Here is a 23,412-nt window from a genome sequence, read left to right on the forward strand (position 1 = left end):
CCTCCCTACATATTAAGCGCTTCTATAGGGCTTACTTTTATGGCTTTTATTGATGGAACAATTACTGTTACTAAAGCTGATGATATTGATATTAAAATTGCACTTATAAAATTAGGTATAGATAATGCAAGGTGACATCCAAAAATATTCTCTGTAAATAAGCTCAATATAAATTGGAAACTTAAACTTAATAATGCGGTTATAAGTGTTATAGACATAAATTCTATAAATAAGGTGACAGATATTTGAAAATCAGTGATTCCAAAAGATTTTTTTATTCCGATTTCTTGTTTCCTTTCATTTATCCAGAAAGAAGATATACTAATCATATTTACTATAGAAAAAATAAGTATTAATCCGGCAATTTTTAATATTTGATCGTTGCTTCCTATTGTGTCTAACAGTACATTTTTTGATTCTTCTGCTCTAGAGGCTTTAGTACTAGAGTCAGGATCTAATTTTTTTAGATTATTATCTATAGATTTTAAATCTGATGCTTCCATTCCATTTTCACTTATAAGAAGTAGATCTGATGATCTCATTTTAAAGTAATCTATTTTGCTGTTGTCTGGAATAGAAGTTATGGGAATAAAAATTGTTTTATCCCACGCGGATGATTTTAGATTATGTCCTATGACTCCAATAACTTTATATTCTTCGTTACCTAGTTTTATTTTTTGTATACCATTATTTTTATACGAAGATGATTCCAGCTGCTTTCCTATAACAGCGACCTTTTCTTTATTTAGTATTTCTCTTGAATTATAGTACCTTCCTTTCATTATTGGAAAGTTTGATATTTCATCAGACTTAGAATATTCTGCAACAATTTCATATTGAGTACTTTTATTATTAACATAAGTAGATATATTGTTAATTCTAACTTTGCTTTTATTTGAGATATTATTAAATGAGTCTATAAAATCATCGAATTTTATGCCTTTAGATAATGATACGTTTATATTAAGGCTATCTTTGTAGATTCCATTGTTTTTTTCAATTATAGAATTTCGCACATTAATTATATTGCTTAATCCGATAGATATAATTAATGTAGAAATAAAAAAGCCTATTATAAAAAACATTACTGTAACTGGATGAGCTTTAATCTGTTTAATAAATAATCGTATTATATTCATATATATCTCCATATTTATAGTACAATGCTAATCTTAAATTAGCCCTGTACAATTTTTTTTAGTTATCTGATAAAGTATGATATGTTATAGCTTTATATTTATTTGAAGCTGATGCTATTGCATGTGAGCTATTAAATCTTTTTGCTACGGCTGTTACATTACTTTCAGCCCACTGATAGCCATCATCAAAACTTCTTTTATTTGTTCCTTCTGCCTCTAAATAACTTGTTACCTTAAGACTGCTATCACCTTTAGAAGTTCTATCGGTTCTAGCTTTTCCGTAATCATTAGACCCAAAATTCCATGTAGTCTTTAATGTACCTACTGCAGCAAAACTACCATAAGAAAAACTTCCAGTAGATAATTCGTTAGCATATACACCTGAAGCCATTACACCTGGTATTAATAATGATGATATTAATGTTTTTTTAATTTTTTTTATTCATAATAAAAACCTCCAATAAAAATATACTGTAAGCTTACAACATCATTATAGACAACTTTTTAAAAAAAGTAAATATATTACAAATAAAAAGTAAGAAAAATTTTACATATTTAATAAAGAAATAATGAGTATATTTAAGTTATTATTATTTAAGCTTACAATTTATGGAGTCATTGCTTCTGACATTATAGCGATTCCTGTACATCCTGAGTCTATTGCTGACTTTTCATTATTTTTGTGTATGCCGCCAAGTCCGTATACTGGAATGCTGACTGAAGAAGCAACGTCTTTTACAAACTGCAGACCTCTTGGTGCTAAGTCTTTTTTACAGTCTGTCTTAAATATGTGACCGGCTGTAATATATGTAGCACCTAGTTTCTCTGCCTCTTCAGCTTCTGCTGCTGAATGGACTGATGAACCTATAATCTTAAAGCTGGAAAGCTTGTCCTTATATTTCTCTAACAGATGTAAAGGCAGGTGAATATTTGGACAGTTTAGTTTTATTGCTGTATCTATAAATGTATGTAGTATGCATGTCTTGTTATATTTGTTGCATATTTTTAAGACTTTTTCTGCAAGAACAGTATATTCATCTTCACTCATATCTTTTTCACGCAGTATTATAGCTTCAGTATTTGTCTTACACAGTTTTTCTATGCGGAGAAGAAAATCTTCTCTGCATAGATGTCTGTTTGTTATGGCTAAAGTTTTATACGTAAACATAATCATTCATAACGGGCTGAAGTCCGTCCTCTTTTATAGCAGATGCTACTTCGTCAACAGAGCGAGGATCAGATATTTCAAACTGAACATCACCATGATCTTTAATGCCATCAGCATGTTCTCCTATGCCGGTATTAACTCCTGCAGATATTTTTGTGGCAGCAATTTTGATTATATTATTACGGAATCTTGCTTTTTCTCTAGTGGAAACTGTAATGCTGGCAAAAGGCATGAATAGGCGATAAGCACATATAACCTGTACTAACTGTTTTTCATGAACATCTTTTGGATTGATTTTGTCGTTATTGATTATTGGACATAATCTTGGACATGAGAATGCAATATCAGCATGAGGATATTTACGCTGAAGAAGATAAGCATGCATTCCTGTTGCAAAAGCATCCTTTCTGAAGTCATCAAGACCTAAAAGAGCGGCAAAACCTACACCTCTCATTCCTCCAAGTATAGCTCTTTCTTGAGCGTTGAAGCGATAAGGGAAGATTCTCTTATGACCTTCAAGATGAAGAGTTTCATATTTATCTGAATTATAAGTTTCTTGGAATACAGTAACAAAGTCAGCTCCACATTCATGAAGATATCTATATTCATCTGAGTTCATAGGGTATACTTCGATTCCTATAAGTTTAAAATATTTTTTAGCTATTTTACAGGCTTCACCAATGTATTCAACATCAGACATGTTCCTACTTTCACCTGTAAGCAGAAGAATTTCCTCAAGGCCTGTCTTAGATATTGCAGCCATTTCCTTATCTATTTCTTCTAAAGTAAGTTTTGCACGCTTTATTTTGTTATGTGAGTTAAAACCACAGTAGATACAGTAATTTTCGCAATAATTTGCGATGTACAAAGGTGTAAACATGCAGATTGAGTTACCAAAATGTTTTCTTGTTTCTTTCTGAGCTCTTTGTGCGATTTCTTCAATGAAGTCAAGAGCTGCAGGAGATAAAAGAGCTTTAAAATCTTCAACTGTTATTGTATCATGGCTTAAGGCGTTTCTTACATCCACAGCTGTGTATTTATCATAATCATAGTTGTTTTTTGCACTGATAACCTTGTCCATAATATCTGAATTTTCAAGTACCTCCATATCGGGAAGGTACTTCATGTGATCGATTCTTTCCATGGCGCTAATCCTCCTAATCTGCTATAAATCCAGTTAATGGTGATGATGCAGAAGCACCTTTATCAAGAACTCTGCCTAGTCCTGAAAGATAAGCAAGACGTCCTGCTTCAATAGCCTTTTTGAAAGCTTCTGCCATCATAGGAATGTCTCCTGATGTTGCTATAGCAGTATTAGCCATAACTGCAGAAGCACCCATTTCCATAGCTTCACAAGCCTGAGATGGACAACCAATTCCTGCATCAACGATAATCGGAAGATCAATTTCGCTTATAAGTATCTTTATGAAGTCTTTTGTACATAGACCTTTATTTGATCCTATTGGGGCACCAAGAGGCATGATTGCAGCAGCACCAGCTTTTACTAGGTCACGTGCAACATTAAGATCTGGGTACATGTATGGAAGAACTGTAAAGCCTTCTTTTGTGAGAATTTCGGTAGCTTTAATTGTTTCGTAATTGTCAGGAAGAAGATATTTTGAATCATGCATTATTTCAATTTTAATCATATCTCCACATCCTAGTTCTCTTGCAAGACGAGCAATTCTTACAGCTTCTTCAGCGTTTCTTGCTCCAGATGTATTAGGAAGAAGAGTAACGTTATCTGGAATATGTTCAATAATGTTGTTATTACCGTTACTGTTGGCTCTTCTGACAGCTAAAGTTACTATTTCAGCACCTGCATTATTAGCAGCAGCATTTATAAGGTCAACACTGTATTTGCCAGATCCAAGAATAAACCTTGAGTTAAATTCATGTTTTCCAATGATTAATTTATCATTTTTATTATTCATTTTTATATCTCCAATCATTATTAATTTAGAATTTAAAATTTATAATGTATAATTCAGGCTGAAATCAGCTTACTGATTTCCACATCTTAATGGAGGCAAATCCTCCAAACTTCCTAATTATATAACTAAGTAATTAGAGATGTTTTAAAGAGGAGAGATCTCCTCTTTTTAGAACTCAGCCGAAGGCAGAGTTCAATCCAAAATTATAAATTATAGATTTTATATTATACATTTTTATGTTATTTGCTAAAATTTTGATTAAACATCTTCGATGCCAAGAATTAGTCGTAGTATCATATTTGCCTGATGATTTGCACAGATTCCTACTCTTGGAGCCATTAGGCTTAAACCACTTTCTATGCCAGATGTTTCATCACCACATAGATAAAAGTTTTTCATTACTTTTCGTGTTTTTATTGTATTGCTGCTTTTATAACCAGCCATTCCTGAAGCAGATACAAGTTTTTTATCTGGATAATGCTCAAGTATATAATTAACAAGCATAGCTTTATTATCTGCTTTATCAAAGGCTTCACATATTATATTGAAGTTCTTGAAAATAGATGGAATATTCTCTTCAGTTACCTTTGTACAGCATGTAGTTATTTTTAAATAAGGATTTATTGATAGAAGTATATCTTTTAGTGCTTCTGTTTTATAAAGACCTAGACTGCTCATTGTATAAGCTTGTCTGTTAAGATTACTCGGTTCTACAACGTCAAAATCTACAAGGCATAGATGTCCTATACCAGCTTTAGTAAGAGCTACAGCAATATTAGAACCTAAACCTCCAAGGCCTGCAATTATAACGCTAGCTGAACTTATTTTGTCATGTACTTCTTTTGTATGTCTTTCAATAAGCATTTCATTCCATTGTTCTTTGCTTAACAATTTAACCGCCTCCTACAAAGTGAACTATTTCTATACAGTCTCTATCACATAGAATAGTATTGCTATATTCTGTTTTAGGAACTATTTTACCATTACGTTCTACAGCAATTCTTGAAATAACATAATTTTTCTCATTAAGATATATAATTAGTGGTTTGTTATCAAATCCATCTATATTTTCACCGTTTATGCTGACCATTACTTCACCTCCTTTTTCTAATAAACTTTTATAGATAAAAAAAACACACAAAGAAGTTATACCCGCGGTGGTATACCCCTTCATGTGTTTTCACAATCTATGATTAGTCTTTGACGTAAGACTAATGGTTACGTATTAAATTTTCTATTTCATAAATTATTATACTATATTTAAAAATTATTTCAATACTTACAAATAAAAACATTGTTGACAATTAAACATATGTTCTATACAATAAGAACATACAAACAAGTGTTCGAAAATAATAGGAATAATATGGGAAGCATAAACATATAAATAATTAAAAAATAAATTTTGGAGGATGAATTTATGACAAAGAGTGCAGGTATATTTGTTAAAATTAATTATAAAATGGATATGGAAAGCAGAAACAGAATAAAAGAAAAAAAGATGAATTACAAAAATAATAATTCATCAAAATATCTTCTATGTGGTGGAACTTACAATAAAAATGGTGGAACATTTATCTTTCAGGCTGATAGCCTTGAAGAAGCTCAACTTATTGTAAGTGATAATCCATTCGTTGATACATCAAGTTATTCATTTGAGATATTAAGTAAAAATAATATTAAGCTTTGCTGTTAAGCTAAGTTATATTCAATATTTGATATTACAAGTGATAAAGATTCACCAAGGTCTATAATAGAACCTTCTTTTCCTTTTTCTTCACTCTTAATAACCTTAACAATAGGTCTTAGAGGATAGTCACAAGGAGTTCCTTGTACAATGGCAATATCACCATTGCTGAGTTTAACCATTGTTCCTTCTGGATAAGGTACAATGACTTTTGAAAAAATATTTACAATATCGAAACGAAACATTTTATCAGCATTTCCAAGTATATATTCAAATGCATCATTAGGACACATAGGCTTTTTATAAGGTCTGTCTGAAGTTAATGCATCGTATACGTCAGCTATTGAAACTACATTGGCAAGAAGATTAATTTGATCAGCACTAATTCCATCAGGATATCCTGTTCCATCATATTTTTCATGATGCTCAAGAATTATTATTTTTGAAACAGAAGAAATAAAGCTGAATTTTGATACATATTCATATCCTCGCTTAGGATGTTTCTTTATTTCATCATATTCCTCAGGAGTAAGTTTTCCTGGTTTTAATAATATTTCTTTAGGAACAAAAATCTTGCCAATATCATGAAGGAGTGCGCCTAGAGCTAGGTCCAGCAGACGGCTTTTGTTTAGCTTTAAACCCATTCCAATAACAATTGATAATACGGCAACATTTACACTATGCTGGTAAGTATAATTATCCATAGTTTTTATATCAACAAGATTTACAAGCACATTTTTGTTTGATAATATGTTATCAAGAAGTTCGTGGGCAACATTATATAATTCTTTTATAATAGAATCCTGTTTTTTTATTATTTCATTACTTTTATAGGATGATGCACATAAATAAGGTTCTAAATATAATTTTTCAAGGTTCATGAAAGAGTCGTGAACTTTTTTTATTGATTTCTGTCTGAGTTCTGGCTTTATAATATCCTGAATTTCACTTGAACTATATTCATCAATTACATAAATACTATATATATTTATTTCCCTCAATTTTTTAATTACACGTTTTGTTAATAATGCACCTGCTTTTAGTAACGGTTTACCCTCATGGTCATAAATGGTTTTGGCCAGATACGTATCTGGTCTTACACATCCTATAGGTATCAATCTCATAAAGTTACATCTCCTTGACATAAATAGCTTTGTAGTTAATTATAAATAAAATTCATATAAATAGAAAGATAAATAATAGGAGCTGTACTATGAGATTTTAATAATACAGCTCCTATTTTAAAACTCTATTAAAAATCTAAAAGATTTTTCTTGTAATCTGAATAAAGATCTCTTAATAACTCCATTTTTTTATAAAGATCTTTCTGAAGAACTGAAGCAGTTTCAAAATCATTTTCTTTTATACTTCTCTTAATTTTAGTAAATAAGCTGTTTGTAGTATTAGTGTCCTTCATTAGATAATTTCTTAAGTCATTGATTTTTAACCAGTTTGATACGTCAAGATCAAGAACTTTGTCTGATGAATGAAGGCATTTACAGCTTCTTACTTCATCTATATAGTTATTAATCATTCTTCCTGAAAGTTCAGTAGCCCATCTTGTTAATGTAGCAATTTTAAAACTGTTTAATATGCTGTCCGTAAAAACATCATTCAATTTTAACACATTTAGCTTATCATTGTAAATATCGAATGCTTTTATATTTTCATAAACAGTTTCTGGTGCAGTTCCAAAAAAATGTTCTCTTTCTTCGTCTGTAAAATCTTCAAATACATCTTTTTCAGTTCTGTATGCACGATCTTTTTCAAGATACTGTGAATCTTCACCAGGTTGTTTTGAAAGTTCAGCTAAAAGGTCAGCCTCAGTTTTGTTGTTGTCTGCAGCATAAAGTATACCATCAAGCATTGATTGATAACATGCAGCAAGCACAAGATAAGTATTTGAATATGGGTTTGGAGATCTAAGCTCAAATCTTGTTGCCATTGGATTGTTAAGATCCCTTATAAGTCCTACAAGTATTGTTCTGTTTCTTGATGGAACTTCAGGGCTTTCACCAAGAGAAGTAACTACGCATATAGGAGCTTCAAAGCCAGGTTTAAGTCTTTTTAATGAATCATTAGTTGCAGATACAAATGGGTTTATGATTTCATAATTTTTAAGCAGTCCCATTATTGAAGCATAGCCGATTGTACTTAAGTATCCTTTTTCATTTGATGCAAATAAGTTTACACGTTTGCCATTCTTGAGTTTTGCGCTAATACCAAAGTGCGTATGTTTTCCGCTTCCAGCAACTCCCGAAATAGGCTTAGCAAGGAAGTTAACATATAATCCATGTCTTCTAAATGTTTCCTTTACGATAGATCTTATAAAAAGTTCATTATCAGCAGCTTGGGCAGCATCTGTATATTTCCAGTCAATCTCAAGTTGTTCCATAACGTGATTGTAATTACCACTGTTATCAAGTTTACCGTTTATTCCTCCAACTTCTTTATGTCCCATTTCTGGTTCAAAGCCATAAGCATCAAGCAAAAGCAGTGTTTCTTCAAGAGCAGTTCTTACGATACCTTTAGTTCTCTGCCAGTACTGTTCTTTTAATGTTTGTGAGAATGATAATTCTTCAACATGCGCTTTATCATTAGGAGTTTTTACCCAGAATTCAAGCTCTGTTGCAGCTGTAAGCTGTAATGATTCGATATCTTCATATTTAAATGGGTAGTCATTCAATAATGAATTTTTTTCTTTAAACAAAGTTAGAATGTTATCAGAAATATTCTTTATAGCATTTGATAATATATTTCTTGAGCAGACAGGAAGGTCGTTATGGTAAAGGTAGCAAGGAATTCTAAGTGTACCTATAGGCTTGTTTATTATTGGGTCAACGAAATCATAATTATAGTCTATGAACCAGACTGATTCATTATCTGTGATCATGTCCACTTTTGCATTATTTAAAGTTGCGATTTCGGGAAGCACAACTGAAGAACCGTCTGTCTGTACAGCTGTTCCATTTATAAATGTATCCATATCATCTATAAACAATTTTATAGGGATTTTTTCATCGGTATCATTTCCTGCAAGATCTACGCCTACAAGAGAAACGAATTTAATTTCAGGGTGATTGTTTAATATTTCTTTAAGGTCGGTAACGTTATGTTTTTCTTTTTTAATTGTAAAAAGTAAATTTTCAAACATAATGATTAGAACTACCAAAACACAGATTTTTAATATATTATGTATTTTATAGTTCTGATTCACATCCTTTCATAGTAAAATAAAGAATCAAATAAAAAATAAATAAAAATTATAAATTAGAATATGTAATTATGTATAGTATTATTATATACATAAATGGTTACAATTGAAAATAAATGATAGAATATATTGTATAATATTTATGAGAGGATAAATGAATAATGGAAATAGTTATAAAATATATGGAGTTGATATAGATGAGAAAGTTATATAAAGATATGCCTATCGGTTTTTTTGATTCAGGCGTTGGTGGATTAAGCGTTATGAGGAAGGCAGTAGTGATGCTTCCTAATGAAAGTCTTGTTTACTTTGGAGATTCTAAGAACGCACCATATGGAGTTAAGAGCAAAGAGGAAGTTCAAAAACTCTCATTTAATGCTGCAAAGTTTCTTATAGCAAAGGGAGCTAAGGCTATTGTTGTAGCTTGCAACACTGCAACATCTGCGGCTATAAAGGAATTAAGAAGAGAATATAGTGATATGCCTATAATAGGAATAGAGCCCGCAGTAAAACCTGCTGTGGAATTCCATAAGGAGGGCATTGTAGTAATAATGGCTACAAAACTTACATTATCACAGAAGAAATTTGAAGATTTATATAATGAAAATGATAATATTAAGATGGTTCCAATGGCATGTTCAAAGCTTGTTGAACTTGTAGAAAAAGGAATAACATCAGGAGAGGAACTTAAGAAGTATCTTACATATAAGTTCAAAGATCTTAATCCAGCAGATATTGAAACTGTTGTTTTAGGATGTACTCATTATCCATTTGTAAAGAATACTCTTCAGAAGATACTTGGAGATGATGTAAACATAATTGATGGAAGTGAAGGTACAGTTAAGCAGCTTAAGAGAAAGCTTGCAGAAAAGGATCTCTTAAAGACTAAAGGAGAAAGAACAATTAAAATATATAATTCATTAGAGTCTAAAGAGATAATTGATTTAAGTTATAAATTAATAGCAGAAAAATAGAATATATATGATATAATTCTATCTATTAAAATAAATACGCATTACAAAGGAGATTATGATTTATGAACCCAATAGTTACTTTTAAAATGAAAGACGGAGGAGTTATAAAGGCTGAACTTTACCCTGAAATAGCACCAAATACAGTTAAGAATTTTGTAAGCCTTGTTAAACATGGATTTTACGATGGACTTATATTCCACAGAGTTATACCAGGATTTATGATTCAAGGAGGTTGTCCGGATGGAACAGGAATGGGTGGACCTGGATATTCAATAAAGGGAGAATTCACTAGAAATGCATTTAAGAATGATTTAAAACATACAAAAGGTGTTCTTTCAATGGCAAGAACTATGGCATTTGATTCAGCAGGAAGCCAATTCTTCATAATGACAGCAGATGCTCCACATCTTGACGGACAGTATGCTTCATTCGGAAAAGTTATTGAAGGAATGGATGTTGCAGAAAGAATAGTTAACGTAGACAGAGACTACAATGATAAGCCATTAGCAGATCAGGTTATGGAAAGTGTTACTGTAGAAAACGCAGATAACATGGAAGAACCAGAGACAATTTAAAATTTAGATTTTAAAATTTAAAATTGAAAGAAGAAATCATCAGGCTGATTTCTTAAGAATTATATGGAGGCTTTGCCTCCAAACCTCTGAATTATTTAATTTTAAATTAAGTGGAGATTTAAAGAGGAGAATCTCCTCTTTTTTTGAACTCCCGTTGGGGAGTTCAATCCATAATTCTAAATTTTACAATTTAAATTCTAAATTAAAAAGGAGTGATTCTGTGTTAAGTGATTATAAAACATTATTAGTATACGGACTTACAAAAGAGGAAATACAGAAGATTGCTTTGAAAACTGAGAGAGTTACTGAAGTAACAGCAGATATGGGGAATACAAAAATTATAGATATATTGAACAGAGTTAAAAAGAATGTATCTGAAACTGAACTGCCTGATGAAAAAGTAATAATCTTTAACAAATACACTGATTCTGAAATTCAGAAGAAGGTTAAATTTATAAGAAACAGAATTGATAATCCAGTTCTTGCTGTAGTTACACCTACATCTATAAACTGGACTTTTAAAGACCTGCTTGAGCATTTAATTGCTGAAAGAGAGTTTTACAAGAATCAAGAGGGGTGAAAGAAATGAGCAGAGTTGGGGAAAAAATTAAAGAAGCAAGAACAAGTGCTAATATAACTCAGAAAGCATTAGCTAAGAAACTTGGAGTTGCTGAAAAGTATATAAATGAAGTTGAAATAGGAAGAAGAATAATTAATGAAGACTTCATCCAAAGAATAGAGAAGGTACTTAAAGTAAGCTTAAATGATGTAAATATGGTTGTTACAGATGAAGCACTTAATAAGGAAAAAGAAGAGCTTAGAGTATTTGAGCATGAATCAAAGAAGACAAAGAAACCTGAAGTCAATGAAATGTGGAATCAGGCTTTTGCTTCGGTTTTAAAAAATGTGCCAATATACGATGAAAGCTTAAAAAAGACAATAGGAACTAAACCTTTAGCCGTTCATGATAACAAGATAGAAGGAATATCACAGGATAAAGTATTCTATATGAGTGTTGAAAGCGATGAAATGGCAAGCTTTAGAATCCAAAAGAATGATCTTCTTTTATGTGGAAGCGTAAAGGAATTTAGCGTAAACGGTATATATGTTTTAAAAGCAGATGATAAAGTAGTAGTAAGACAGGTCAAGAGACTTGATTCTACAAAAGTACTTTTACTAAGCAATAAAGGTGCTGTAAGAACTGAAACAGCTAATGTAAAAGAAATTCAGTTCTTAGCAAAAGCTATAAAAGTAGAATTTAATCTGTAATTACAAATATAGAACATAATATTTTATGAAAAAAGCAGTTGTAGCATTAATTTGCTGTAGCTGCTTTTTTAAAATTAAGAATTAAGGTTTCAGAATGATGAATTATGGATGAAACTCCTTAAGGGAGTTTCAAGATAAGAGGACAAATTCCTCTTAAAATCTCTTTAGATAATAAAAGTCAGAGGTTTGGAGGTGAAACCTCCATTAAGATTTAGAAATCAACTAGCGAAGCTATGTCAATTTTATCCTCAATTCATCATTCTTCATTCTGCTTTCATAAATTTATTCTAAATTGTATGTTTTATAAATATATAATTATTATATAAATATTGCGGAAGTGATTATTATCGAGAATGCATTTGGTGGACTTATTAATTTATTCTTTAATGCACCTCCAGGAATAAGAGAAAAAATAACTAAGTATTCTGGGCAGGAATATATTGAAGCGGGAAAAATAGAAGTAATAGTACTATTCGGAGAAAACAGGGATATTGTAAAACAGGATGTAGAAAAAATAGGTGCTCGGTTTGAAGATTTAAATTATGGATTTGGAATAATTACTATAAATGCAGATGAAATAGAAAAGCTTAATAGTGTGCGAGGAATATTATATGCAGAACTTCCTAAAACGCTATTTACATCAGATCTTCCTGCCAACAGAGCGTCATGTATACCACAGCTTTGGTCAGGAATGGGGCTTTCAGGTGAAGGTGTACTTGTTGGTTTTATAGATACAGGCATTGATTATACGCATCCTGCTTTTAAAGATGAGGCAGGAAATACAAGAATTGATTATATCTATGATCTTAGTGCAAATGGAGTAGTATATACAAAACAAGATATTAATAATGCTTTAGCAAGTGATGATCCGCTTCAAATAGTTCCAGAGCAGGATTTTGCAGGACATGGTACGCATGTAGCAGGTATAGCATGTGGTGGAGGAAATATTCCTGAAAGCAGAAAAGGAGTGGCTTTTAATAGTTCTATAGCCATGGTTAAGACTACAAGGTACGGTAACTTAAATTATGCATTGAGCACACAGCTTATGAGAGGTATTAAGTTTCTTGTAGATAAGGCTACACAGGATGTAAAACCGCTTGTTATTAATATAAGTATGAGCACAAATGATGGTGCACATAATGGTACAAGTCTGCTTGAACAGTATATACAGGTTGTAAGTACATTAGAGCGTGTAACAATTATTGTAGCAACTGGTAATGAAGGTGATGCAGGTCATCACAGCGGAGGCAAAGTAAAAAAAGAAGAAAGAGTAGAATTCAGCATTGCAGCAGGTGAACCAGCGCTTGTACTACAGCTGTATAAACCGCTTATTCCTGATATGACAATAGAGATAATAAATCCGCTTGGGGCATCCAGCGGTATTATTAATCTTTTAGAAGGATACAGGCAGTTCAGGGTAGGATTAAGCGATGTCTATGTATATAATACAGGCCCTAAACCTTTTGATATAAACGGAGAGGTTATCATTACTCTTTTTCCTCCTGGAACAGATACATTCTCTGGAGGTTTATGGGCAATAATTTTTAGAACTGATTCTGATTATGAAGATGAGTATAATCTATGGATGCCTACAAGTGAGGAACTTGATCCGGGAACTAAGTTTCTTCAGCCAAATGTTTATAACACAATAGGTATACCAGCTACAGTAACTGGTGTAATAGCTGTTGGTAGCTATAATTATTTGAATAATACTATATCAACATTTTCAGGTGTAGGAAATAATTCTACTACACAGTTTAATATTAAGCCTACAGTAGTTGCACCTGGTGAAAACATAATTTCAGCTACGCCTGGAGGTGGATATGATTCTAAAACTGGAACGTCTATGGCTGCACCATTTGTATCAGGGTCAGCTGCATTATTAATGCAATGGGGAATAGTTCAGGGGAATGATCCATTTTTATATGGACAGAGGCTGAAGTTTTATCTGGCAAAGGGAGCAAGGAGAAACAGGACAGATATAGTTTATCCAGATCCAAGATGGGGATATGGAGAGTTATGTGCGAGCTCAGCTTTAGATGATTTAAAATTTAATTTGCCAAGAAGTATTGTAAGTAATTCAGGTATGGTGAGACAGGAGTCAAGATATTTAAGCGAAGATTATCAATCAATACTTGTGGAATTTACTACAGCAATTGATGAAGTGTTAAAAAAGTATCCTGATGTAGAGTTATATAAACTTACATCTAAGTATGGAATACTTACTGCACCAAGAGGTGAGGCAATAAAACTAGTAGAATACGAAGATGACATAGTAACATATGAACTTGGAGCTGTATATACACTTACTGATATATCACCATTAGATGCTGCAAATGTAGAGGTGGTTAAATTAAATCCTTATTTAAACCTTACAGGCAGAGGTGTATTGGTAGGACTTATTGATACAGGAATAGATTATCTGAATGAAGAATTTATAAATGAAGATAATACATCAAGGATAGTGGCATTATGGGATCAGACAATAAACGATCCTTCAAGACAGCCTAAAGGATCTCCAGTTGTATATGGAAGTGAGTATAGCAGTGAAGATATAAATAAAGCAATAGAAGCAAAGAATAAAGGAGAGGATCCTTATAATATTGTAGCTAGTAAAGACACATCAGGACATGGTACAGCAATGGCATCTCTTGTAGGTGCTAAAGGTAAAAATCCTCTTTTAACTGGAGTAGCACCTGATTGTGAGTTTATTATAGTAAAGCTTAAAGAAATAAAAAAATTTATGATAGAAGAATTTGCTTTATATGGAGGTACTGAAGGAAGATATGAAACTTCAGATATAATGTTTGCAGTAAGGTTTTTAACATATACAGCTTCTAGATTAAAGAAACCTATAGTCTTATATTCACCACTAGGAACTAATTATGGACCTCATGATGGAAATGGTATCTTGGAAGGGTCTCTTGAGATAACAGCACAGAATACAGGTGTTATTCCTGTTGCATCTGTAGGAAATCAGGGCGACTCAGATACACATACATCAGGAGTTATACAGAATACTGGTGAATCTAAGACTATAGAAGTTAAAATTGGACGACTACAGCAAAATTTGATATTTAATATATGGATAGACAAACCTAATAAAGTTTCAGTAACAGTAATTTCACCTTCTGGAGAAAACACTCCAAATGTTAAGGCCAGATTTCATGAAAGTGTAAGCCATAAATTTATTTATGAAGGAACTAATATGACTATAACTATAGATGCTCCTGAAGAAGCTACTGGAGATGAAAGAATAGAGGTTAAGGCATTTGGTATTAGAGAAGGTATATGGCAGGTTAGGTTGACTGGTGATTATATAGTAGATTGTAAGTACGATGCATGGCTTCCTCAGTTGTCTTTATTAGCTCCAGATACAAAATTCTTGAATTCAGATCCATTTACAACTCTTACAAGTCCATCTACAGCACATAGTATAATAAGTGCAGCTTATTATAATCAGAATAATAATTTTATAGTACCATCTTCAGGAAGAGGATATACAAGGGATGGAAGGATAAAGCCTGATCTTGCAGCAGGTGGGATAAATGCAGATGTAGCAGCAGTAGGAGGAGGCGTTGTTAAGCAGTCTGGAGCAAGTGTTGCTGGTGCTATAGTTGCAGGATGCTGTGCACTTATGCTGCAATGGGGAATTGTAGATAAAAATGATAAAAACATGTATATGACAAAATTAAAAACTTATCTTATAAGAGGAACTACAAAGAGAAAAGGAGATACCTATCCCAATAGGGAAACAGGATATGGATTTATTAATATGGAAGAATTGTTTAACAGTCTTAGATGTTTAAGAGGAGTCCACGGCAGTATATATAAAGAGTATACTATAGGAAATTTATTTATACGCATTCCTGAATAATATTCACAGACATAATATCATATTCATAATGTATAAAGTAAAAATATATAAGGAGAAAGCTATGGCAATAGGAAGATTAAAGTGCCAGTGTTTTGTAAGAAATACTTTTGAACCAGTAGATAGCGCTGTCATTACAATAACGAGAAGATCGGTTGAAGGACAGGTTATTGATACTAAAGATGTACAGTTAACAACTGATTCATCTGGGTTAAGTGAAGTAATAGAAATTGAGACACCTCCTAGAGAATATTCTGAGACACCAAGTGATAGGGTTCCATATTCATTATGTGATCTTAGAGTACAAAGGCAGGGGTTTGAGGATATAATAATTAACGGATGTCAAGTATATCCTGATAGGACTGCTTATCAAATATGTAGATTTAGAAATAGCACATCTACAAGGCAGAGCGAGTTGATTAATATACTTCCTAATACTCTTGTAGGAAATTATCCTAGTAAGATACCTGAAGACCCTAATAAGATTTTACCTCCACCAACATCTGGCGTAGTACTTCAAAAACCGGTAGTACCAGAATTTATAGTAGTACATGATGGAACTCCTAATAATACTAGTGGAAACAATTATACTGTTGATTTTAAAGAGTATGTAAAGAATGTTGCAAGCAGTGAGATATTCCCTACATGGCCTGATAATACTATAAGAGCTAATGTGTTCTGTATAGTATCATTTGCCCTTAACAGAGTATATACTGAATGGTATCGAGCTAAAGGAAAGCCATTTCAGATTACAAATTCCACTGCATATGACCAGGCATTTAACTATGGAAGAAATATATTTGATAATATAAGTGCTATTGTTGATGAAATTTTTTCAACATATATAAGAAGACCAGGAAAAAAGCAGCCTCTTTTCACTCAATACTGTGACGGTAAGAATGTTTCATGTCCAGGATGGTTGACTCAGTGGGGAAGCAAGTATCTAGGTGATCAAGGGAAAACTCCATTTGAAATATTAAAGAGTTTTTATGGTAATGATATAGAACTGGTTACTGCAGAGAAGGTAGAAGGAATACCAAGTTCTTATCCAGGATATATTTTAACTATAGGCTCAAGCGGTGTGCCAGTAAGACAGTTACAGGAATATTTAAACACAATATCAAATAATTATCCATTGATACCAAAGGTAGCTGTAGATGGAGTATATAATAAACAGACAGCAGAGTCTGTTGATATATTCCAGAGTATTTTCTCTCTTCCAAGAACAGGTGATGTTGATTATGCTACATGGTATCAGATTTCAGCTATATATGTAGGAGTGAGCAAGATAGCTGAACTAAGGTCAGAACCAGTAGAAGAAGAGGAACATTATAGATATGACAAGTATTTAGGAATAGAACTTCCTAGCTATTTCTACGAATAATGCATAAATCATAACGCATAATTCATAATTAAGGACAAAGTTCATTTCGCTGCGCTTAACGAATTTTAAATTAGAATGATATTAATTAGATTAGAGATAAGAAGTAAGAGAGTAGAGAAAAGGATGAAACTCCTTCGGGGAGTTTCAAGATAAGAGGACGAATTCCTCTTAAGAACTCTTTATTAATCAAGGATATAGAGGTTTGGAAGCAAAAAGCCTCCATTTAAGCTTAGAAATTAGTACGAGAAACGAACTAATTTCATCCGATACTCTTATCTCTGCTCTCCAATCTTTTTAAATCTAAGACTATGCATTATGAAAAATGAGTTATCAATCATGATCTACTCCCTCAAAATTAAATGGTGGAATAAATGATATGTCGTTTGTTCCATTTTCTTGTATGAAGCCGTTTTTAACTCCAATGCTTAGAGCATAGTCTATAAGGCTATCATAATGCTTTGGATTAAGGCTTTTATTTATTTCTGGGTAATTACATGCTTTGTGCATTGGAATATACTGATTCATAATGCTTATGTAAACTGAATCTTTGAAGTTATTGTAAATACAGTCTATTACCTTTTTTGAATCAAAAAGAAGTCCTGGCAGCATAAGATGTCGTACAATAACACCTTTTATCATTATTCCATCTTCATTAAATTGAGGCTTACCTGCCTGATTAACCATTTCTCTTATAACTTCAACTACATTTTTGCTGTAATTAGGAGCAAAAGAATATTTAGCTGCATATTTATCATTAAAGTATTTAAAATCTGGTAGATAAACATCCACTATACCATTTAAAAGTTTTATAGTTTCAACTGTATCATAGCCATTTGTGTTGTAGACTACTGGAAGATTAAGTCCTTTTGACTTGGCAATTTTTAATGCTTCTATTATTTGTGGTACAAAATGAGTAGGTGTAACAAGGTTGATGTTGTTTGCACCTTGATCCTGAAGCTCTAAGAATATTTCACTTAATCTTTCTATAGAAATAATTTTACCTTTATTCTCCTGGCTTATTTCATGGTTTTGGCAAAATACACATCTAAAATTGCAGTTTGAAAAAAATACAGCACCTGATCCTTTTGTACCTGAAATGCATGGCTCTTCCCATTTATGAAGGGCAGCTCTTGCAATAACTATATCTGAAGTAGAACGGCATACGCCGGTTTTACCTTCTAATCTATTTACTCCGCAGTCTCTTATGCAGAGTCTGCACTCTTTTAATAATTCCAATTCATTTGATTCCAAAGAAAACACCTCACTGTTAAATATTATACCATAGAGGAAGAGGCAATATTTGAATTAGAATTGAGATTAAATAGTGAAGATTCTGTAAGAATGTATAATGTAAAATATAGGAAGAAACTCCTTTGCGGGAGTTTCGAAAAAAGAGGAGAATTCTCCTCTTTAAAACTTTTTTTATTTATAATTAGGTAGTTTGGAGGGTATCCCTCCATTTTTTAAAATTCATAAGCTTTGCGTCGAATTTTGTCCTTAATTATGCGTTATGAACTATGCATTGATTTTAAGTTCTTTTCTGTGTTTAAAGTAATAGTAGGCGCATTGTACTATAAAGATTAAGCTGAGTAATCCAAAGATAGGATACAGTGTTGATATAAGGTTTGAGAAGCCTATCTGTGAAATTGGCAGATCAATTAGTATAACAAGGAATATTGCTTTTTTATAGCTTATATTAAGAGCAGTATCTAGTGACCTGCTTATAGAATAAACATCTGATACTTCTGTGGAAAACATTTCACACCATATAATTATAAGAAGTATTGCCTGGATTAGTTTTCCAAATCTGTCGGCCACATAAAGTAGAGGAATCTCGCACTTGAAAATATGAGGCTGATTAACAAGCAACATTGAATTAATCATTATACATAGTAATGTAAGGCCGATGGCACCAAGTATTATTCCATACTTCATGCTTTTGCTATCTTTTATTTTTGTGCTTAATGGGACAATAACACCACTACAGCATGTTATGTTGAAACCTATATAGATAATTGTTGACCATGTAAGACCATTTGGCTTTAATGGGGGTAGTGATTTCATATTCTCTAAAGTCATGGATTTAGAATCAAGAAGTAAATATAGAGTAAAGATGCTGAAGATGACTATTAAAAGTGATGGTACTATTACTGAGTTTATTTCAATAAGTCCTGATGTATCCTTTAATAATGTAATAAGAGCAATAACAGCCATTATTAATGTTCCTACAATCTTTGGTATGCCAAAAAACTGATTAAGAAGTGCACCGCTGCCAGCTAGTATTATTGAAGAAGATGAAATTAAATATAAGGTAATTAATGTACCTGTTATTTTGCTGAAAAAGTTTGGGCTTACTGTATACATAAGATCGCTATAAGAATTAAGATTATTAGCAGCACTTATCTTAGAAATAAGTGAGCATATTAGTATATAAAATATACCACAAGCTATGATGCCAATGTAGCTTTTATATCCGTATGAAGTGAAAAATTGAGAGGTTTCCTTACCTGATGCTAGGCCTGCTCCTACAATTGTGCCTATAAAAACAGCCGCTATCTGAAAAACTGTATTAACTTTCTTATCCAAAAAAATCAACTCCTAGTTGTAATATCATACTAAAATATATTTATTGTTTAGCTATTTTATTCATGTTCTAAAATTTACATTCTTTATTTTTTATGTTTTATTATATAATAAAGGTAAAAGATTTAAGGAATACAAAACATATATATGATTAAGATAATGCTCGATAAGTGAGAATTTGTAGAGTAGAGATTAGAACTAAGAGAGCAGAGAAAAGGATGAAACTCCTACGGAGTTTCGAATTAAGAGGATAAATTTCTCTTAAAAACTCTTTAGGTAATGTGATTTTAGAGGTTTGGAGGTGAAACCTCCATTAAAATTAGAAATTTACAAGCACAGCGAGTAAATTTCAACCTGTTCTCATATCTCTAATCTTTTTCAAACTTTAGTTTGTAGAGATGATTTGTATATTATGATGAAATTAAATCGAACTATTAATATAAAGGTAACGGTGATTTTATGAATTTTGATAAATGGGGTGGCAAGAGATATTACACCCTTAATAGTTTTTTAAGACATAAATTTGGAGAAAAGGTATTTAAGATTTCTATAGATGGTGGTTTTACATGTCCTAATAGAGATGGAAAGGTTGCTAAAGGTGGATGCATATTCTGTAGTGAACATGGTTCTGGAGATTTTGCCGGCAGCAGACTTTTATCTATTTCAGATCAGTTTGACAATGTAAAAGACATGATGGAGAAAAAGTGGCACAGTGGTAAGTATATTGCTTATTTTCAGGCATATACAAATACCTACGCACCAGTAGATGAACTTAGGAGAAAATATGAAGAAGCCATAAGCAAGGAAGGCGTTGTGGCACTTGCAATAGCAACAAGACCTGACTGTGTCTCTGAAGAAGTGCTTGACCTTCTTGAAGAAATGAGCAAAAAGCTTTATATATGGGTAGAGCTTGGACTTCAGACCAGTAATGACAAGACTGCAGAGATTATCAATAGGGGATATAAGCTTGAAGTTTTTGATGATGCAGTAAAGAGGCTTAGAAGTAGAAATATAGATGTTGTTGCTCATGCAATATTTGGTCTTCCAGGAGAAACTGAAGATGATATGATTGCGACTGTTGATCATTTAGCGCATAGCGATATTCAGGGAATAAAGCTTCATCTTCTTCATTTAATGAAACATACAAGACTTGTGAAATTATATGAAGAAGGAAAGCTTCAATTTTTAGAAAAGGATCAGTATGTAAATCTAATATGTAAGGCTATAACAAGGATACCAGACCACATTGTTATACATAGACTTACAGGTGATGCACCTAGACAATCGCTTATTGGACCGATGTGGAGTCTTAAAAAGTGGGAAGTTCTAAATGCAATTGATGATTGCATGGAAAAGAATAACTATTACCAAGGTTTGGACTTTCATACAAATAACTATAAATAGATTTGTTAAATTTGCGTATGGAATAACCCTTATTAAACGGTTACAATTTAAGTATACAAAAGATATAACAACTTAAATTTAATAAATGGGATACGGGGAGGAAAAAATATGGCAAATTTATCATTAAAACATATTTATAAAGTTTATCCAGGAGATGTAACAGCTGTTACAGATTTTAATTTGGATATAGCAGATAAGGAGTTTATTGTATTCGTTGGACCATCTGGATGTGGTAAGTCAACTACTCTAAGAATGGTTGCTGGACTTGAAGAAATATCAAAAGGTGAATTATGGATCGGAGACAAGATGGTTAACGATGTAGCACCTAAAGATAGAGATATAGCAATGGTTTTCCAGAGTTATGCGTTATATCCACACATGAGTGTTTACGATAACATGGCATTTGGATTAAAATTAAGAAAAGTTCCAAAAGAAGAAATAGATAAGAAAGTTAAAGAAGCAGCTAAGATGCTTGATATAGAACATTTATTAGACAGAAAGCCAAAGGCTTTATCTGGTGGACAAAGACAAAGAGTTGCTTTAGGAAGAGCAATCGTCAGAGAACCAAAGGTATTCTTAATGGATGAACCTTTATCAAACCTAGATGCAAAACTAAGAGTTCAAATGAGAACTGTTATATCTAAACTTCATAAAAAATTACAGACAACATTCATATATGTTACTCATGACCAGATTGAAGCTATGACAATGGGTACTAGAATAGTTGTTATGAAGGATGGTGTTGTTCAACAGGTTGCAGCTCCACAAGAAATTTACGAACATCCAATAAATGTATTTGTTGCAGGATTTATAGGAAGCCCTCAGATGAACTTTGTAGATTCTAAGCTTGTAGAAAAGGATGGAAAGGTGTATGCTGATTTTATGGGTGAAGAAATTCTTCTACCAGCTGACAAAGCAGCTATAATTAAATCTAAAGGATATGTTGGAAAAGACGTATTACTAGGAATCAGACCAGAAAACTTAGTTGGAGAACAAGAATTAACTGAAGCTCATAAAGATTCAACAGTTTCAGCTAAAGTTGAAGTTACTGAATTAATGGGAGCTGAAAGCTACATTTACTTAAATAAGAACGGAAAACAGTTAATATTAAGAACTAATGGAAGTACAAAACTTCAGGTTGGAGATAACACTAAAGTTGGATTAAATATGGACAAGTGCCACGTATTTGATAAGGAAACTGAATTAGCTGTATTTTAGGAGGAAGTAGACGGTGTACAATTTTAAAGAATACTTGCTAGATTTAAGCAGAAACAGCAATGTGAATTTCAAATTGATTTCAGAAGATGGCGAAGTTTTATTCGATTCAATAAAGAATGAAAACTTTGATGATTTGAAATGCGTTGATTTAATGCTTGAAGGAAGTAGAGCAAGCTTATATGTAAAAAAGGAATTTGAAATATGTGCATCTATTCTGAAATATTCTATTGAAAGTAAATACAAAGAAATCTTCTCTCTTAGAGAGAAGATCTTTGTTGATATGTTAGAAGGAAAGAGCATTACATCAGAGTCACTGTATAGTGCTCTTCCTTTTTTATCTTCAAAGTGTACTTTGTTCTTAATTTCTGTTAACAAGAATAAATATGAAGTTTTAAATATTCTTAAAGAATATTATGAGAAAGAAGATATAGTTATTTTTGTATATGGTGATTACATAGCTATCGTTGGTACATTTGAGGATCCAGATGAGCATGCTGTAAGTATCAAAGAAATGATAGAATCAAATGCTTTTTCATCATGCTATATAAGTTATGTGAATTTTGAAGGTGATACAACTGCATTTGTGAAATCATTTAAAAGTGCGCAGTCATATATAGAAATAGGTAAAAGGTATAATCTTCAGAATAGAATTTATAACAATGAGAGTCTTCTTTTTGAGAAGACAATATATAATGTGAGTTTTGATGTTAAAGAAGAAATTTATAATAAGTTTAAGGACAAGCTGTCAAAACTTGATAACGAAATGATCAATACAGTTGAAGAATTTCTAAATGCCGGACTTAATATAAGTGAAACAGCTAAAAAACTTTATATACATAGAAATACTCTGATATACAGACTTGATAAGATTTTAAAAGATACAGGGTATGATATAAGAGATTTTAGGCAGGCCGCTATTTTTACAATAGCGCTGCTAATATGGAAAGAAAAAAACAACATTCATTAAAATAAAAGGGGATGTTACACAA

General features: G+C 32.1%; 21 protein-coding genes. 10 read left to right on the plus strand and 11 right to left on the minus strand.

The annotated features are described in order from the left end of the window. Nucleotides 1-5 precede the first annotated feature (5 nt). From FYJ33_RS04645 to thiS, 7 genes are all read right to left on the minus strand, one after another. Nucleotides 6-1,139: an ABC transporter permease gene (locus tag FYJ33_RS04645; RefSeq protein ID WP_206046613.1), complete on the minus strand. Its 1,134-nt coding sequence runs from the start codon at nt 1,137-1,139 to the stop codon at nt 6-8. Between the two features lie 58 nt (nt 1,140-1,197). Next, entirely contained in the window at nt 1,198-1,530 is a 333-nt protein-coding gene (locus tag FYJ33_RS04650) for a hypothetical protein (RefSeq protein WP_154530605.1), read from the minus strand. A gap of 216 nt (nt 1,531-1,746) precedes the next feature. Then, the gene (locus FYJ33_RS04655; protein ID WP_235900773.1) at nt 1,747-2,307 is read right to left on the minus strand and encodes a thiamine phosphate synthase; all 561 of its coding nucleotides are present in this window, start codon (nt 2,305-2,307) and stop codon (nt 1,747-1,749) included. After that, nucleotides 2,294-3,451, minus strand: a complete 1,158-nt coding sequence (gene thiH, locus FYJ33_RS04660) for a 2-iminoacetate synthase ThiH (RefSeq protein WP_154530607.1) — start codon at nt 3,449-3,451, stop codon at nt 2,294-2,296. The genes FYJ33_RS04655 and thiH overlap by 14 nt, the downstream gene beginning before the upstream one ends. A gap of 13 nt (nt 3,452-3,464) precedes the next feature. Next, entirely contained in the window at nt 3,465-4,241 is a 777-nt protein-coding gene (locus FYJ33_RS04665; protein ID WP_154530608.1) for a thiazole synthase, read from the minus strand. A gap of 258 nt (nt 4,242-4,499) precedes the next feature. Next, nucleotides 4,500-5,132: a sulfur carrier protein ThiS adenylyltransferase ThiF gene (gene thiF, locus FYJ33_RS04670; protein ID WP_268891444.1), complete on the minus strand. Its 633-nt coding sequence runs from the start codon at nt 5,130-5,132 to the stop codon at nt 4,500-4,502. A 1-nt stretch (nt 5,133) separates the two neighbouring features. Next, nucleotides 5,134-5,331: a sulfur carrier protein ThiS gene (gene thiS / locus FYJ33_RS04675; RefSeq protein ID WP_154530609.1), complete on the minus strand. Its 198-nt coding sequence runs from the start codon at nt 5,329-5,331 to the stop codon at nt 5,134-5,136. Nucleotides 5,332-5,661: 330 nt separating this feature from the next. Between thiS and FYJ33_RS04680 the strand changes: the two genes are divergently transcribed. Continuing rightward, complete coding sequence (locus tag FYJ33_RS04680) at nt 5,662-5,937, plus strand: YciI family protein (protein ID WP_154530610.1); 276 nt, start codon at nt 5,662-5,664, stop codon at nt 5,935-5,937. On the opposite strand, the gene FYJ33_RS04685 is transcribed toward FYJ33_RS04680, so the two are convergent. Both FYJ33_RS04685 and FYJ33_RS04690 read right to left on the minus strand, forming a co-directional pair. Then, a complete protein-coding gene (locus FYJ33_RS04685; RefSeq protein ID WP_154530611.1) occupies nt 5,934-7,052 on the minus strand; it encodes an HD-GYP domain-containing protein in 1,119 nt (372 codons plus the stop codon). The genes FYJ33_RS04680 and FYJ33_RS04685 overlap by 4 nt on opposite strands. Nucleotides 7,053-7,180: 128 nt before the next feature. After that, nucleotides 7,181-9,082 carry a type I glutamate--ammonia ligase gene (locus FYJ33_RS04690; RefSeq protein ID WP_154530612.1) on the minus strand — a complete coding sequence of 634 codons (1,902 nt, stop codon included), beginning with the start codon at nt 9,080-9,082 and terminating at the stop codon, nt 7,181-7,183. Nucleotides 9,083-9,339: 257 nt separating this feature from the next. Here FYJ33_RS04690 and murI point away from each other — a divergent pair, with 257 nt between their 5' ends. From murI to FYJ33_RS04720, 6 genes are all read left to right on the plus strand, one after another. After that, nucleotides 9,340-10,116: a glutamate racemase gene (murI, locus tag FYJ33_RS04695; RefSeq protein WP_154530613.1), complete on the plus strand. Its 777-nt coding sequence runs from the start codon at nt 9,340-9,342 to the stop codon at nt 10,114-10,116. A 62-nt stretch (nt 10,117-10,178) separates the two neighbouring features. Beyond that, nucleotides 10,179-10,691 carry a peptidylprolyl isomerase gene (locus FYJ33_RS04700; RefSeq protein ID WP_154530614.1) on the plus strand — a complete coding sequence of 171 codons (513 nt, stop codon included), beginning with the start codon at nt 10,179-10,181 and terminating at the stop codon, nt 10,689-10,691. A gap of 220 nt (nt 10,692-10,911) precedes the next feature. Beyond that, entirely contained in the window at nt 10,912-11,271 is a 360-nt protein-coding gene (locus FYJ33_RS04705; RefSeq protein ID WP_154530615.1) for a DUF3783 domain-containing protein, read from the plus strand. A gap of 5 nt (nt 11,272-11,276) precedes the next feature. Beyond that, nucleotides 11,277-11,960 (plus strand): helix-turn-helix domain-containing protein, encoded by a 684-nt coding sequence (locus tag FYJ33_RS04710; RefSeq protein WP_154530616.1) that lies wholly within the window; start codon nt 11,277-11,279, stop codon nt 11,958-11,960. Between the two features lie 337 nt (nt 11,961-12,297). After that, nucleotides 12,298-15,837, plus strand: coding sequence for a S8 family peptidase (locus FYJ33_RS04715; RefSeq protein WP_328598656.1), 3,540 nt, complete (start codon nt 12,298-12,300; stop codon nt 15,835-15,837). A 61-nt stretch (nt 15,838-15,898) separates the two neighbouring features. Beyond that, nucleotides 15,899-17,218, plus strand: a complete 1,320-nt coding sequence (locus FYJ33_RS04720; protein WP_154530617.1) for a peptidoglycan-binding domain-containing protein — start codon at nt 15,899-15,901, stop codon at nt 17,216-17,218. A 330-nt stretch (nt 17,219-17,548) separates the two neighbouring features. Here FYJ33_RS04720 and FYJ33_RS04725 read toward each other — a convergent pair whose 3' ends face one another. Both FYJ33_RS04725 and FYJ33_RS04730 read right to left on the minus strand, forming a co-directional pair. After that, nucleotides 17,549-18,469, minus strand: a complete 921-nt coding sequence (locus tag FYJ33_RS04725) for a radical SAM protein (protein WP_235900774.1) — start codon at nt 18,467-18,469, stop codon at nt 17,549-17,551. 264 nt (nt 18,470-18,733) lie between these two features. Further along, the gene (locus FYJ33_RS04730; RefSeq protein WP_154530618.1) at nt 18,734-19,804 is read right to left on the minus strand and encodes a YkvI family membrane protein; all 1,071 of its coding nucleotides are present in this window, start codon (nt 19,802-19,804) and stop codon (nt 18,734-18,736) included. 456 nt (nt 19,805-20,260) lie between these two features. Here FYJ33_RS04730 and FYJ33_RS04735 point away from each other — a divergent pair, with 456 nt between their 5' ends. The 3 genes from FYJ33_RS04735 to FYJ33_RS16810 all read left to right on the plus strand — a co-directional run bounded on the left by FYJ33_RS04735 (nt 20,261) and on the right by FYJ33_RS16810 (nt 23,390). Then, a complete protein-coding gene (locus FYJ33_RS04735; protein WP_154530619.1) occupies nt 20,261-21,205 on the plus strand; it encodes a TIGR01212 family radical SAM protein in 945 nt (314 codons plus the stop codon). Between the two features lie 108 nt (nt 21,206-21,313). Next, on the plus strand, nt 21,314-22,423 hold the full coding sequence (locus FYJ33_RS04740; RefSeq protein ID WP_154530620.1) for an ABC transporter ATP-binding protein: 1,110 nt from the start codon (nt 21,314-21,316) through the stop codon (nt 22,421-22,423). 13 nt (nt 22,424-22,436) lie between these two features. Further along, nucleotides 22,437-23,390, plus strand: coding sequence for a PucR family transcriptional regulator (locus FYJ33_RS16810; RefSeq protein ID WP_154530621.1), 954 nt, complete (start codon nt 22,437-22,439; stop codon nt 23,388-23,390). The last annotated feature ends 22 nt before the right edge of the window (nt 23,391-23,412 follow it).

It is taken from the genome of Inconstantimicrobium porci (assembly GCF_009696465.1).
Lineage (GTDB): Bacteria > Bacillota > Clostridia > Clostridiales > Clostridiaceae > Inconstantimicrobium > Inconstantimicrobium porci.

Bases quoted from the DNA above. Each gene is read 5' to 3' on its own strand.
- FYJ33_RS04645 (WP_206046613.1), bottom strand. From the start codon at position 1,139: ATGAATATAATACGATTATTTATTAAACAGATTAAAGCTCATCCAGTT.
- FYJ33_RS04650 (WP_154530605.1), bottom strand. From the start codon at position 1,530: ATGGCTTCAGGTGTATATGCTAACGAATTATCTACTGGAAGTTTTTCT.
- FYJ33_RS04655 (WP_235900773.1), bottom strand. From the start codon at position 2,307: ATGTTTACGTATAAAACTTTAGCCATAACAAACAGACATCTATGCAGA.
- thiH (WP_154530607.1), bottom strand. From the start codon at position 3,451: ATGGAAAGAATCGATCACATGAAGTACCTTCCCGATATGGAGGTACTT.
- FYJ33_RS04665 (WP_154530608.1), bottom strand. From the start codon at position 4,241: ATGAATAATAAAAATGATAAATTAATCATTGGAAAACATGAATTTAAC.
- thiS (WP_154530609.1), bottom strand. From the start codon at position 5,331: ATGGTCAGCATAAACGGTGAAAATATAGATGGATTTGATAACAAACCA.
- FYJ33_RS04680 (WP_154530610.1), top strand. From the start codon at position 5,662: ATGACAAAGAGTGCAGGTATATTTGTTAAAATTAATTATAAAATGGAT.
- FYJ33_RS04685 (WP_154530611.1), bottom strand. From the start codon at position 7,052: ATGAGATTGATACCTATAGGATGTGTAAGACCAGATACGTATCTGGCC.
- FYJ33_RS04690 (WP_154530612.1), bottom strand. From the start codon at position 9,082: ATGTTTGAAAATTTACTTTTTACAATTAAAAAAGAAAAACATAACGTT.
- murI (WP_154530613.1), top strand. From the start codon at position 9,340: ATGAGAAAGTTATATAAAGATATGCCTATCGGTTTTTTTGATTCAGGC.
- FYJ33_RS04700 (WP_154530614.1), top strand. From the start codon at position 10,179: ATGAACCCAATAGTTACTTTTAAAATGAAAGACGGAGGAGTTATAAAG.
- FYJ33_RS04710 (WP_154530616.1), top strand. From the start codon at position 11,277: ATGAGCAGAGTTGGGGAAAAAATTAAAGAAGCAAGAACAAGTGCTAAT.
- FYJ33_RS04720 (WP_154530617.1), top strand. From the start codon at position 15,899: ATGGCAATAGGAAGATTAAAGTGCCAGTGTTTTGTAAGAAATACTTTT.
- FYJ33_RS04735 (WP_154530619.1), top strand. From the start codon at position 20,261: ATGAATTTTGATAAATGGGGTGGCAAGAGATATTACACCCTTAATAGT.
- FYJ33_RS04740 (WP_154530620.1), top strand. From the start codon at position 21,314: ATGGCAAATTTATCATTAAAACATATTTATAAAGTTTATCCAGGAGAT.